General features: G+C 56.9%; 10 protein-coding genes and 1 tRNA gene. 6 read left to right on the top strand and 5 right to left on the bottom strand.

Annotated elements, in window-relative coordinates:
* The first annotated feature begins 17 nt into the window (after positions 1–17).
* The 5 genes from ACR0M3_RS06275 to ACR0M3_RS06255 all read left to right on the top strand — a co-directional run bounded on the left by ACR0M3_RS06275 (position 18) and on the right by ACR0M3_RS06255 (position 6,015).
* Entirely contained in the window at positions 18–1,601 is a 1,584-nt protein-coding gene (locus ACR0M3_RS06275; RefSeq protein ID WP_267364865.1) for an ABC transporter substrate-binding protein, read from the top strand.
* Positions 1,602–1,616: 15 nt separating this feature from the next.
* Complete coding sequence (locus ACR0M3_RS06270; RefSeq protein ID WP_209504642.1) at positions 1,617–2,573, top strand: ABC transporter permease; 957 nt, start codon at positions 1,617–1,619, stop codon at positions 2,571–2,573.
* Positions 2,573–3,388 carry an ABC transporter permease gene (locus ACR0M3_RS06265; RefSeq protein WP_480910107.1) on the top strand — a complete coding sequence of 272 codons (816 nt, stop codon included), beginning with the start codon at positions 2,573–2,575 and terminating at the stop codon, positions 3,386–3,388. The genes ACR0M3_RS06270 and ACR0M3_RS06265 overlap by 1 nt, the downstream gene beginning before the upstream one ends.
* On the top strand, positions 3,385–5,022 hold the full coding sequence (locus ACR0M3_RS06260) for an ABC transporter ATP-binding protein (RefSeq protein WP_480909995.1): 1,638 nt from the start codon (positions 3,385–3,387) through the stop codon (positions 5,020–5,022). Before ACR0M3_RS06265 ends, ACR0M3_RS06260 begins: the two co-directional genes overlap by 4 nt.
* A gap of 156 nt (positions 5,023–5,178) precedes the next feature.
* Positions 5,179–6,015 carry an alkaline phosphatase family protein gene (locus ACR0M3_RS06255; protein ID WP_267364868.1) on the top strand — a complete coding sequence of 279 codons (837 nt, stop codon included), beginning with the start codon at positions 5,179–5,181 and terminating at the stop codon, positions 6,013–6,015.
* Positions 6,016–6,025: 10 nt separating this feature from the next.
* On the opposite strand, the gene ACR0M3_RS06250 is transcribed toward ACR0M3_RS06255, so the two are convergent.
* The 5 genes from ACR0M3_RS06250 to ACR0M3_RS06230 form a co-directional block, all read right to left on the bottom strand.
* On the bottom strand, positions 6,026–6,949 hold the full coding sequence (locus ACR0M3_RS06250; protein ID WP_480909994.1) for an alpha/beta hydrolase: 924 nt from the start codon (positions 6,947–6,949) through the stop codon (positions 6,026–6,028).
* Between the two features lie 12 nt (positions 6,950–6,961).
* On the bottom strand, positions 6,962–8,851 hold the full coding sequence (locus tag ACR0M3_RS06245) for an acyl-CoA synthetase (RefSeq protein ID WP_480773136.1): 1,890 nt from the start codon (positions 8,849–8,851) through the stop codon (positions 6,962–6,964).
* 159 nt (positions 8,852–9,010) lie between these two features.
* On the bottom strand, positions 9,011–10,831 hold the full coding sequence (locus tag ACR0M3_RS06240) for an ABC transporter transmembrane domain-containing protein (RefSeq protein ID WP_480486422.1): 1,821 nt from the start codon (positions 10,829–10,831) through the stop codon (positions 9,011–9,013).
* Positions 10,832–10,958: 127 nt separating this feature from the next.
* A tRNA-Gly gene (locus tag ACR0M3_RS06235) sits at positions 10,959–11,032 on the bottom strand.
* A 103-nt stretch (positions 11,033–11,135) separates the two neighbouring features.
* A complete protein-coding gene (locus ACR0M3_RS06230) occupies positions 11,136–12,008 on the bottom strand; it encodes a MurR/RpiR family transcriptional regulator (RefSeq protein WP_209597929.1) in 873 nt (290 codons plus the stop codon).
* 127 nt (positions 12,009–12,135) lie between these two features.
* On the opposite strand from ACR0M3_RS06230, the gene ACR0M3_RS06225 reads away from it, so the two are divergent.
* On the top strand, positions 12,136–12,897 hold the full coding sequence (locus tag ACR0M3_RS06225) for an N-formylglutamate amidohydrolase (protein ID WP_480909993.1): 762 nt from the start codon (positions 12,136–12,138) through the stop codon (positions 12,895–12,897).
* Positions 12,898–12,912 lie beyond the last annotated feature (15 nt).

Here is a 12,912-nt window from a genome sequence, read left to right as displayed (position 1 = left end):
GATAGGGAGAATACTCGATGAACGAACAAATCACGCATATGGCCGGTCAGGTCACAGCCGGAAAAATGACCCGCCGCGAATTCATGGGGAAAGCCGCGGCGCTGGGTGTTTCGGCTGCGATGGCCAGCACAATGTTCGCAGACGCCGCTCGGGCTGCTGGCCCGAAAAAGGGTGGTGACCTGAAGCTGGGTCTGTTTGGCGGTGAATCCACAAACTCACTGGACCCGGCAACCTATGCCAGCTCGGTCCCATATATGAACGGCCGTCACTTTGGCGACACGCTGGTTGAGGTCGCGCCTGATGGCTCGATCGAGCCTCGTCTGGCGGAAAGTGTTGAAGGCAGCGCAGATGCCAAGGTTTGGACTTTCAAGTTGCGTCAGGGTGTCGAATTCCACAACGGCAAGACCTTGACCAGCGAAGACGTGCTGAAAACCATGCAGCGTCACTCGAACGAGGACTCCAAGTCTGGTGCTCTGGGCGTCATGAAGGGCATCGAGTCCATGAAGGCAGATGGCGACACTTTCCAAGTGACGCTGGTCGAGGCGAACGCAGACCTGCCCTATCTGATGTCGGATTACCACCTGGTCATTCAGCCTGATGGTGGCATCGACAATCCCGCAGCGGGTATCAGTACTGGCCCCTATCAGCTTGAGGTCGATGAACCTGGGATCCGCCACGTGTTCACCAAGTTTGCGAACTATTGGAACGATGACGCGCATTTCGACAGTGTCGAAAACGTGGTGATCAACGACGCAACCGCCCGGACAGCCGCGCTGCAAGGTGGTCAGGTCCATCTTGCGAACCGGATCGAGCCCAAAGTTGCCGACCTGCTGGGTCGTGCACCCAATATCACCGTGAACTCAACTCCGGGTCGTGGCCATTATGTGTTCATCATGCATTGCGACACCGCGCCATTCGACAGCAACGAACTGCGTTTGGCTTTGAAATATGCCATCAACCGGCAAGAACTGGTGGACAAGGTTCTGCGCGGCTATGGATCGGTCGGGAATGACATGCCGGTAAACGCGGCCTACCCGTTGTTCGACGCCTCCATCGCCCAGCGCGAGTTCAGCGTTGAAAAAGCGGCCGAGCACTACAAAAACTCGGGCCACGACGGATCGCCGATCATCCTTCGAGTTGCAGACGGGGCCTTCCCTGGCGCAGTAGACGCTGCGGCACTGTTCCAACAGACGGCCGCTCAGGCTGGCATCCCACTGGAAATCAAGCGCGAGCCCAATGACGGATACTGGTCCGAGGTCTGGAACGTGCAACCCTTCTGCGCCTCGTATTGGGGTGGCCGTCCGGTGCAGGACCAGATGTATGCAACCGCATACCTGTCAACCGCAGACTGGAACGACACACGCTTCAAAGTTCAAGCCTTTGATGACATGCTTTTCGCGGCCCGTGCCGAGTTGGACACGGAGAAACGAAAAGGTATTTACAGTCAGATGGGCCAAATGGTCCGCGATGAAGGTGGCCTGATCTGCCCGATGTTCAACAACTTCGTCGATGCATCCAGCAATGTTTTGGCAGGCTGGGAAGAAGATCCCAACGGCGAGATGATGAACGGCCAGGTGTCGCGCAAGTTGTGGTTCGCGTAAAGCAGGCCACGGATCATGCATCCTATCATCAAACTGGTTTCCCAGCGCTTAGCGCTGGGACTCCTATTGCTGTTTGGCGCTTCGGCCCTGATTTTTGGCCTGACCGAAGCCCTTCCCGGAGACGCAGCGCAAGCCGTCCTGGGGCAGTCCGCAACCCCCGAGGCCCTTGCAAACCTGCGCGAAGAAATGGGCCTGAACCGGCCTGCCCTGACCCGCTATTTCGAATGGCTGGGCGGTATCGTTCAAGGTGATTTGGGTCAGTCCCTGACCAACAAGCTGGACATTGCGGAAAGCATTGGCAAACGGTTGGGCAACACGTTGTTTCTGGCATGCGCCGCAGCCGTGGTTTCGGTTCCGCTTGCCATCTTCCTGGGCTTGCTGGCAGTTCGCTACCGCAACCGCTGGCCGGACAAGCTGATCTCTGCCATCACGCTTACGACAGTGTCGATACCAGAGTTTCTGATCGGCTACGTGGTGATCTACTATGTCTCGGTAAAGCTGGGCTGGTTTTCCTCGCTTGCGATGATCAACGACTCGATGTCATTCGGGCAAAAACTCAATGCGATCGCGTTGCCCGCTTTCGTGCTGACGCTGGTGGTCTTGGCGCAGATGATGCGCATGACCCGCGCGGCGATCCTCAACCTGATGCAGTCAGCCTATATCGAAACGGCGGAACTGAAGGGGTTGTCAAACTTTCAGGTCATTGCGCGACACGCCTTTCCGAACGCGATCTCGCCCATTGTAAACGTGGTGATGCTGAACCTGGCCTATCTGGTCGTGGGCGTTGTCGTGGTCGAAGTGGTGTTCGTTTATCCCGGCATGGGGCAATACCTGGTGGACTCGGTAACCAAACGTGACGTGCCGGTCGTGCTGGCGTGTGGTGTGGTCTTTGCCGCCGTCTATATCGGGCTGAACATGGTGGCCGATATCGTATCGATCCTGGCCAACCCAAGACTGAGGCATCCGAAATGATGAAAAATATACCAATTTCGGCAATGATCGGTCTGTTGTTCACAGGTCTCTATTTCTTTGTCGCCTTGGCTGCACCGCTTATTGCGCCCTACGGTATGGCCGAAGTGGTTGGCGATGTGTGGGAGCAATCAAGCGCAGAACATCTGTTGGGCACAGACAATATCGGTCGGGATCTGCTCACACGCATGATCTACGGCGGGCGCACCACCATCTTCATTGCGGCTGCGGCTACGATCCTCAGCTTTGTAACCGGCACGTCGCTGGGTTTGCTGGCGGCGGTTCTGGGCGGTTGGGCCGATCAGGTTCTCAGCCGGGCGGTTGATCTGGTCATGTCGATCCCGACGCTGATCCTGGCGCTGGTCATTCTGGCCATCGTCCCGGTGACGGTCCCGATCCTGATCCTGGTGATGGGCCTTCTGGACGCGACACGCCCGTATCGTCTGTCGCGATCGGTTGCTGTCGACATCAACGTGATGGATTATGTCGAGGCCGCCAAATTGCGCGGCGAAGGCCGTGCCTGGATCATCTTCCGTGAAATCCTGCCGAACGCCCTGTCACCGCTGGTGGCCGAGTTCGGGCTGCGGTTCATCTTTATGGTCCTCTTCATCTCGACCCTTTCGTTTCTGGGGCTGGGCGTTCAGCCACCGCTGGCCGACTGGGGCGGCATCGTGAAGGAAAACAAGGACGGCATCGTGTATGGCATCGGCGCAGCTTTGTACCCGGCTGTGGCCATCGCGACGCTCGCGATCTCGGTCAACCTTGTTGCTGACTGGGTCCTGAACAGAACCACATCGCTGAAAGGAGGCCGGGGATGAGTGATACCCTTCTCAAGGTCCGTGACCTCAAGATCGGTGCAACCGTTTACCCACCGGGTGAAAAACCCCATGACATCGAAATCGTGCACGGGGTCAGTTTTGACCTCGAACGCGGCAAGGTGCTGGGGCTGATCGGAGAATCCGGTGCCGGTAAGTCCACCATCGGCCTCGCTTCCATGGCCTATGGCCGGGGTGGTGTTGAAATCACCGGCGGCGAGGTTTGGGTAAATGGGCGCGATATCCTGAAATCGTCACATGGCGATATCCGCAACCTGCGCGGGGGTGAGGTTGCGTATGTGTCGCAATCCGCTGCCGCGTCGTTCAACCCGGCCAAGAAGATCATGGATCAGGTTGTCGAAGCTGCGGTCGAGCACAAGAAGTTTTCGCGAAGAGAGGCCGAAGGCCGCGCGCGGGAACTGTTCGCCAAACTAGGCCTACCCGACCCGGATAATATCGGTGACCGCTACCCGCACCAGGTTTCAGGCGGACAGTTGCAGCGATGCATGACTGCGCTGGCGCTGTGCCCCGAACCCGATCTGGTGGTGTTCGATGAACCTACCACGGCGCTGGACGTGACCACGCAGATCGACGTGCTGATGGCGATCAAAGAAGCCATTCGCGATACCGGTGTTGCTGCTCTTTACATCACGCACGACCTTGCGGTCGTGGCGCAGGTCAGCGACGAAATCATGGTTCTGCGGATGGGAGATACGGTTGAATACGGGTCAACCGATCAGATCATCAACAACCCGCAGGAAGAGTACACGCAAGCTCTGGTCTCGGTCCGTTCGATCGAGCACGAAGAAAAACAGCCCACAGCGGAACCACTGTTGAGCGTTGACGGTATCACCGCACGTTACAAGGGGTTGAATTTCGACGTGCTGCACAACGTCAATGTCGAGCTTCATCCGGGGCAGACGCTGGCAGTTGTGGGCGAATCCGGTTCTGGTAAGTCGACACTCGCCCGGGTGATCACCGGCCTGTTGCCGCCGCGCGATGGCGAGATTACGTTTGCCGGACGCAAACTTTCGCCTGATCTTGCCGGACGATCCCGCGAGGACCTGCGCGAGTTGCAGATGATCTATCAGATGGCTGACGTGGCAATGAACCCGCGCCAGACCGTCGGCACGATCATCGGGCGCCCGCTGGAGTTCTACTTCAACATGCGCGGTGCCGAAAAACGCAAACGGGTTGTCGAGTTGCTGGACGAGATCGAGTTGGGCGAGAAGTTCATCGACCGTTACCCAGCCGAGTTGTCCGGTGGCCAGAAGCAACGCGTGTGTATCGCGCGGTCTTTGGCGGCCAAGCCCAAGATGATCATCTGCGACGAGGTGACATCGGCACTCGACCCGCTTGTGGCGGACGGTATCCTCAAGCTGCTGCTGGATTTGCAGAAGATCGAGGATGTGGCCTACCTGTTTATCACCCACGATCTGGCGACGGTTCGGGCGATCAGCGACAGCATTGCGGTGATGTATCAGGGACGCGTGGCGCGCTATGGCCCAAAGAGCCAGGTGCTCAGCCCGCCATTCGACGACTATACAGACCTGCTGCTGAGCTCGGTGCCCGAGATGCATCTGGGTTGGCTGGAAGAGGTCGTTGCCCATCGCAAAATGGAAAGCGCGGGGAACTGATCTCTGCGCCTGTAACATCACTTTGAAGAAATGGATTCCCGGCGTTTTGCATCTTGGCTGACGTCGGGAATTTATTATTTGGGACGCGATTTGACAGGCGCGTGGTTTCAACTCGCGTATCGTCCCCATGAAATACTCAGATCAAAAGGCCGAACCATGGACCGTAAACTACTATTGATCATCCTTGACGGAGTACCATACCGGAATTTCCGCCGCCTGTTCGGCAACCTCGAAGGCTGGGTCGACAGCGGCGAAGCTCGGGTGTGGAAGCACCGCGCGGTGCTGCCTTCAACTTCGGCCAGTTGCTATGCATCGATCCATACGGGCGTAACCCCGCAAGAACACGGCTGCACCGGAAACGGCAACGTTTTTCGCCTGAGCCACAAGGATATCTTTAGCCAGGTACGTGAGGCCGGCGGCGTGACTGGGGCAGTAACGCACAGTTTTTGGTCGCAGTTCTTCAACCGTCACCCGTTCGACTATGTGCGGGACGTCGAATATGACGAGCCAGAGAGCCAGACCATCAATCACGGTCGCTTTCACAGCATGACCGGTTACGGCAAAGACAATCAGATGACCCCGTCCGACGTCGATCTATTTGCGACCCTGACCAATCTGTGTCTGCGCTTTGGGTTGGACTATGGAATCCTGCACACCTGCACACTGGACAGCATGGGTCACCGTTTCTATCACGACTGCGAGGAAATGGATCATGCCTGTTTTGTTGCAGACGAGATGCTGGCCCCGTTCATCCCACGCTGGCGCCAACTAGGGTATGAGGTGATCGTCACCGCCGATCACGGTCAGGACGAGCGCGGACACCACGGTGGGCGCAGCCCACTGCAACAGGAAACCGCGCTGTATTACTTCGGTGATGCCGACGGGCCTGACGCTGAAACCGTGATAGATCAGGTCCAATTGGCCCCGACCATTCTGAACCGTTTGGGTGCGCCCCTCGCAGAGACGATGAAGGCTAAGCCTTTCCTGAAGTAACTGGCTGGCGTCAGTCGTAGGGCCAGATTTCTTGCCCAAGCGCTTCGATTGCGATCGAAATCCGTTCGAAACTGTCTGCTGCGCGCTTTACCGAGGTTCGCGCGCGCAGGTACCCATGGACAAGGCCAGGTTCGTTGATCCAATGGGCCAGACCACCAGCTGCACTGATCCGCTCGCAATAGACCTTCCCGTCATCACGGAGCGGATCACAATCAGCGGTAATCACAACAGTAGGCGGCAGTTCCGAGAAATCATTGTCCTGTAAGGGCGCGTAAGTCGGATCGCCCTGAGGCGGGGTACCTGCGTATCGGACGGTTTCGTAGAATTTAATATCGTCCAGTGTCAGTAAAGGAGCATGGGCGTGCTCAAGATATGAACCGCGCGATTGGTCTCCGCCAAAACCGGGGTAGATCAGCACCTGCCCCAGTATATTGTCCAGCCGCCCGCGCGCATGGTGGGCGATAGCTGCTGCCAGATTTCCTCCCGCACTATCCCCGGCCAGGACAAGCGGGTCGCCATACTCAGCCACCGCCCATTTCACAGCCGTCCAGCAATCTCGGAACTGCGCCGGATGCACATGTTCAGGGCACAGCCTGTAGTCAACTGAAACGACGCGGTATCCCGTTTGGGCACAGAACTCGGCACAGACATCATCATGGCTGTCCAGCCCGCCAACAACAAACCCGCCGCCGTGGAAATAGACGATCGTTCGGGTCGGTTGCCCGGATGTATAATGGCGGACCGGCACCCCATCGGCGAACAGGTCCTGAGTTTCGACACCGGCAGGGCGCGGTTGGCGAAATTTCTTGCACATCGCGTCATAGACGCGACGCTGGTCCTCGATGGACAAATCGACCGCATCATCGGGATAGCTTTCAGCCGTGCGGCGTATGAACGCCCAGGTTTCTTCGTCGATCAGGCGTTCATAGTCCATTGTTCCTCCAACTTATTCGGACCACTCCCAGGGTCGGGTATATGCGCCCAGGACTTTCGCGACATCGTCTTCCGAAGATCCGTTCGCGTCAAGCTGCGCGACAAGGCCACGCTTCTTATCGTCGATCACCAGAACAACCCGCGAAGCGAGGCCCGCAGCTTCAAGAGCGCCATTGTATATGCGGGTGATGGCCTGTTTGCGCAGGTCCGGCTTGAACACCTTGCCGACGGCTGTTTTCGGCAACTCATCAAGAATGGTAATGTGCTTGGGTTGCGCGGCACGCTCATGCACGTGAACCTTGCAATATTCCAGCAGCTCATTTTCAGTGACCGACGCCCCATCGACCAATTCGACATAGGCGCAGGGCACTTCGCCCGAATGCGCGTCCGGCTGGCCGATCGCCCCCGCGAAGGCAACCGCATTGTGACCCAGCAGCGCCTCTTCGATTTCGGCAGGATCGATATTGTGACCACCGCGAATGATCAGGTCCTTGGCGCGACCAGTGATCCAAAGGTAGCCGTCTTCGTCAAACCGTCCCAGATCGCCCGTACGCAGGTATTTGTCAAAGTGATAAAGACCAATGTTCTTGTCGGCCTCAGTATACGTGTTGCCTGCGTACACACCGGGGTTCGAGATGCAGATCTCACCAATCTGATCAGTGCCGCACTCTGTCGGCCCATCCGGCCCATCCAGCAGGATTTTGACATCCGTATAGGGGAACGGAATACCGATCGAACCGATCTTTTTCTCGCCATCCACGGGGTTGCACGAGACCAGACAGGTGGCCTCGGTCAGGCCGTAGCCTTCGACGATGGTGACGCCCGTCGCCTCTTCGAAGCGGCGGAACAACTCCACCGGCAGCGGCGCCGAACCCGAAAAGGCGGTTTTCACACTTGAGATATCTGCGTCCACCGGGCGTTGCATCTTGGCTGATATCGCGGTTGGAACAGTGATGATAAAGCTCACCTTCCAGCGCTCGATCAGCTTCCAGAAATTGTCGAATACACCGTCACCGCGATAACCTGCAGGTGTCGGGAATATCACATGCGCACCCGACGACACGGCGGCCATAACGATCACATGCACTGCAAAGACGTGGAACATCGGCAGCGGGCACATGATGACGTCATTCTCGTCAAACAACAGTGTTTTGCCCAGCCAGCCGTTGTAGATCAGGCCCGAGTATTTATGCTGCGCCACCTTGGGCATCCCGGTGGTCCCACCAGTGTGGAAGAAACAAGCAACGCGATCGTCCTTGCTGTCCTCGAATGTCAGCGTCGTTGGTTGCTTGGCGAGTTCCTTGTTGAAACTCTTGTAGTCCGCATGTGCCAGTTTTTCCTTTTCGCCCATCTTGGGGCGCAGGAAGGGAACCAGCCACGATTTGGGCGGCGTCAGGTACCGATTCAGGTCAATTTCCAGAATGGTGTTGACCTTGGGCGCGTGGCGCACCGCCTCTTCCACCTTCTGGGCAACATCCGTTTTCGGGAAAGACTTCAATGTAACAACCACTTTGGCGCCTGTCTCACGCAGGATCGCCGCAATCTGCTCGGGCTCCAGCAGCGGATTGATCGGGTTCACAATCCCCGCAACTGCACCGCCCATCATGGTAATCAGTGTTTCGTTACAGTTTGGCAGCACATAGGCCACCACGTCTTTTTCACCGACACCCAGCGAGCGGAACAGGTTTGCTGCCTGATTGACCTTGCCCAGAAGTTCAGACCAGGTCAGGGTTTCGGCTTTGTCATTGGGGCCAGAAAAAAGCTGAAAACTGATGGCATTGTGGTTTGGGAACTTCCCCGCCGTGCGCGACAGGAGCTGATGGAAGGTGACAGGCAGATCCCGATCCTCCCACGACATTTCCTGTTCCATGCGCGTCTTGTCTTCCAATCCCACAAAGGCCATGTGGTTCCTCCCGTTTTTCTCCCGTGTTTTTGCACGAGCTTGTTGTTCGCAACCAAGATGGAAGCAAAACAACCCTCGCGCAAGCGAGGCCTTAGCCTTCAAAGGGGGTAAAATGTAGAATGACGCTACGGCGAATTGACAAATGCCCGCGCGTCACTCCTATTCTGCCGCAACGCCATCTGTGAACTGCAGTCGTGCAAGGCGCGCATATAGCCCATCTTGGGACACCAGATCATCATGGCTGCCCTGCGCCACGATACGGCCTTCTTCTAGCACGACAATACGGTCGGCTTTCTTTACGGTCGCCAATCTGTGCGCAACAATCAGGGTCGTGCGGCCGGCACGCATCTGATCCACGGCGCCCTGCACCGCACGTTCACTCTCCGCATCAAGAGCCGAGGTCGCCTCGTCCAGCAGCAGCACGGGTGCGTCGCGTAAAATGGCGCGGGCGATTGCGATACGCTGTTTTTGCCCACCCGACAGCATGACACCGCGTTCGCCGACAAAACTGTCATACCCATCGGGCAATACGGCAATGAAATCATGTGCGATGGCGGCACGGGCTGCGGCTTCTACTTCGGCATCCGTTGCGTCCAGACGACCGAAACGAATGTTTTCGCGGGCTGAGGCGGCAAAGATCACTGGATCCTGCGGCACCAATGACATGTACTTTCGGAAATCTGTGCGATCCAGTTCCCGCAGATCATGGCCATCCAACATCACCCGGCCCGAATTTGGGTCATAGAACCGTTGAATCAATTGAATGATCGTCGTCTTGCCCGCCCCTGACGGTCCGACAAAGGCAACGGTCTCGCCCGGGTTTACCTGAAGCGACAAGTGATCCAGCGCGATTGTATCGGGGCGCGCTGGATAGCGAAAACTGACATCTTCGAACCGGATTTCGCCCCGGACGTCCTTTGGCAAAGGAGCGGGTTTGGCCGGGTCCGAAACCGTATCTTCGGCATTCAGCAACTCAACAAGTCGCTCGGTGGCTCCGGCGGCGCGCTGAAGCTCGCTCCAAATCTCGGACAAGGCCGCGACTGAACCCGCCATTATAATCGAGTAGATCACGAATTGAATCAGAACGCCCTCGGTCATCACACCGTTGCGTACGTCATTTGCACCCATCCACAGAACGCCAACGATGCCTGAAAATACCAGAAAGATCACAATCACCGTCAGCACTGCACGGGTCTGAATCCGACGCAGTGAAACAGTATAGGACATCTCGGTCATCTCATCGAATTGCTGGCGGCTGGCTTGTTCGTGGGTAAAGGCCTGCACCGTCTGTACCGCCCCCAATGCCTCGCCCGCGTTTCCGGATGACGCCGCAATCCAATCCTGGTTTTCGCGGCTGATCACGCGCAAACGCCGCCCCAGAATCAATATCGGCACCACCACCACGGGGATAAGCAGCAAGACAAGGCCGGTCAGCTTGGCCGAGGTCAACAGCATCAGAACCAGCCCGCCGATAAACATCAGCATATTGCGCAGCGCGATGGAAACGGATGAGCCAAGAACCGATTGGATGAGTGTCGTGTCGGTGGTGATCCTGCTCAACACTTCACCGGTCATGATGCGTTCGTAGAATTCGGGGCTCATGCCGATCACACGATCAAATACAGCCTTGCGGATGTCAGCAACCACACGTTCCCCTAACCGTGTGACCAACGCATATCTGATACCGGTTCCCGCAGCCAGAACAGCGGCAATGCCCAACGCTGCCAAAAAGTACCAGTCCAGCAATTCACCGTCCTGAATGCGGAAATTGTCGACAACGCGTCGCACGGCCAATGGCAGGGTCAGCGTCATGCTGGCTGTCAGGATCAGCGCCAGTGTCGCCCCGATCATCAATAGCCTGTAGGGTTTCATGAAAGGCCAGAGCGACCGCAGCACCCCGATCTTCCTTGAGCGGGCCCGCTCTTCGCTAGCGCCAGGAGCCGCTGATTGTGCTGGTTTATTGGCGGTCTGTCTTGCCATGTCCGGCCCTTGTGTATTGAACGCTACAAAGTGAACGCTTTCTTGGCCCCAGCCGCCGTTCCGGTCAAGCATTCCTGCCAGAAACAGCCAACCATAAGGGCCATTTGACGCAGAAATCAGTGGGGATTGGAGCGGGTAGACGGAATCGAACCGACATAGCCTGCTTGGAAGGCAGGGGCTTTACCATTAAGCTATACCCGCAAATGGTTTGCGCTGGTTAAGTCATGCGCCGGGGCGCGTCAAGCGGGAAGTGTGAAAATTCGCGCGACCAAAACCGTGATATTTCCCGGTGGATGTACGGCCTTCAATCGTGACTGCGGAATATCCGCGTCGAGGAGAAAAACCGCTCGAGTTCCTCGATGCGTTCCTTGCTTTCTTCCCACCGTGCCTCTTGCACTTCAGCGATCAGGGTCTCCGATATCAGCTGTAGCGCTATTGTTGAATCCCAGCTGGAGGGTGCCTCGACCAGTGCATGAAACGTGTAATTGGCGGTCTTGCCAATCGGTGATCCCCACTGGTCGGTGAACAGGATAACCGTCACGCCGCGGCTGGATGCGACCTGCGCCAGTTTCTCGAGATAGGCCTCGTATCGGCGGATATCAAAAATCACCAGAACCGAGGTTTCATCCATATCAAGCAGGTACTGCGGCCAAACGTTTGCCGAATTGCCCAGCATCGTCACATTGGGTCGAATAATCTGCATGTGATTGAACAGATAATCCGCATTTGATCGCGTGATACGCCCGCCCACGACGTAAAGATGGCGATCCGTGTTTGCCAGAAGCTGGGCAACGGTGTCGAACATCTCTTTGTCCAGACGTTCCAGCGTGTGACGCATATTTGTCCAAACGGCCTGTGCAAACCGCGTTGTGGGATGTTCCGCCTCGTCATCCACAACCCAGGCATCCCGTTTCGAGATCGGCTTTTTGATCTGTGCCGCCACCTCCTCTCGCAGGGCGTCCTGCAGGGCGGGAAAACCGTCAAAACCCAGCTTGCGTGCCATACGTATGACCGTCGGGGTCGAGACCTGCGCCGCAGCGGCCAGCTTGGTGATCGATTGCAAGCCGGTCATCGGGTAATCCTGCAAAAGTACCGAGGCCAGCTGCCGTTCTGACCGTGTCAGATCGTCAAGCTCTTCCTGTATCCGTTGTTTGACAAGTTTTGCAACGGTGGCCATCGGCACCTTCGTTTCTCAAATTTTCTACAGGATATGTTCGTTTGTAATTTTGTCTACAGTAATTTTCTTGACAGGTCTGAGGTTGCTGTAACAAATGCTACCTATGCACCACGATTCCGAGACATCAATGCTACTACCAACCGAAGCTCCGGCAGCCCGCGTGCAGAACGCCAACGGCCGGGCACAATGCGTTTTGGTATGCGAACATGCTAGCCGATTCATCCCAGCGTCACTGAACGGGTTGGGCCTGACTGAGGACGCCGCATTGTCTCATGCAGCTTGGGATATCGGCGCATTGGCGCTTTCGGTCGAACTGACGAAGGCCTTGGACGCGCCGCTGGTTCATTCCTGCATCAGCCGACTTGTTTACGACTGCAACCGCTCACCTGAACGTGCAGATGCAATGCCGCAGGTAAGCGAAGTATTTTCCATTCCCGGCAACGAAAACCTGACGGACGCTCAACGTGCCCAACGGATCCGCGAGGTTTATGAGCCGTTCAAACAACTGTTGTCGTCTACTCTGGACGCACGGGACCGGCCGCCTGTCGTTGTCACGATGCACAGTTTCACGCCCGTCTACAACGGAAAGACCCGATCAGTCGAGTTGGGCATTCTTCATGACGAAGACGACCGGGCAGCCCAACTTATGCTGCGCTGTGCCAAGGACTCGGGTCTGAAAGCCGCGTTGAACGAACCTTACTCTGCTACGGATGGCGTCACGCATACGTTGCAGGAACATGCGATCAGTCGGGGGCTTCCGAATGTCATGGTCGAGGTTCGAAACGATCTCATCGACACTCCAACGGAAGTAGACCGTATTGCCGGGATACTGGCGCCGATCCTGCAAACGGTCATTAATGCGTATTCGCACACAGAGGCGAAACAATGAGAGTTGAGGTAACGA

It is taken from the genome of Ruegeria sp. O5 (assembly GCF_056535105.1).
Note: the sequence above shows the minus strand (reverse complement) of the source record. Positions and strands in the feature narration are given on the sequence as shown.

What these genes read in the sequence shown, in the direction of transcription:
- ACR0M3_RS06265 (WP_480910107.1), top strand. Translation starts at nt 2,573, where the DNA reads ATGAAAAATATACCAATTTCGGCAATGATCGGTCTGTTGTTCACAGGT.
- ACR0M3_RS06255 (WP_267364868.1), top strand. Translation starts at nt 5,179, where the DNA reads ATGGACCGTAAACTACTATTGATCATCCTTGACGGAGTACCATACCGG.
- ACR0M3_RS06240 (WP_480486422.1), bottom strand. Translation starts at nt 10,831, where the DNA reads ATGGCAAGACAGACCGCCAATAAACCAGCACAATCAGCGGCTCCTGGC.
- ACR0M3_RS06245 (WP_480773136.1), bottom strand. Translation starts at nt 8,851, where the DNA reads ATGGCCTTTGTGGGATTGGAAGACAAGACGCGCATGGAACAGGAAATG.
- ACR0M3_RS06275 (WP_267364865.1), top strand. Translation starts at nt 18, where the DNA reads ATGAACGAACAAATCACGCATATGGCCGGTCAGGTCACAGCCGGAAAA.
- ACR0M3_RS06260 (WP_480909995.1), top strand. Translation starts at nt 3,385, where the DNA reads ATGAGTGATACCCTTCTCAAGGTCCGTGACCTCAAGATCGGTGCAACC.
- ACR0M3_RS06225 (WP_480909993.1), top strand. Translation starts at nt 12,136, where the DNA reads ATGCTACTACCAACCGAAGCTCCGGCAGCCCGCGTGCAGAACGCCAAC.
- ACR0M3_RS06250 (WP_480909994.1), bottom strand. Translation starts at nt 6,949, where the DNA reads ATGGACTATGAACGCCTGATCGACGAAGAAACCTGGGCGTTCATACGC.
- ACR0M3_RS06230 (WP_209597929.1), bottom strand. Translation starts at nt 12,008, where the DNA reads ATGGCCACCGTTGCAAAACTTGTCAAACAACGGATACAGGAAGAGCTT.
- ACR0M3_RS06270 (WP_209504642.1), top strand. Translation starts at nt 1,617, where the DNA reads ATGCATCCTATCATCAAACTGGTTTCCCAGCGCTTAGCGCTGGGACTC.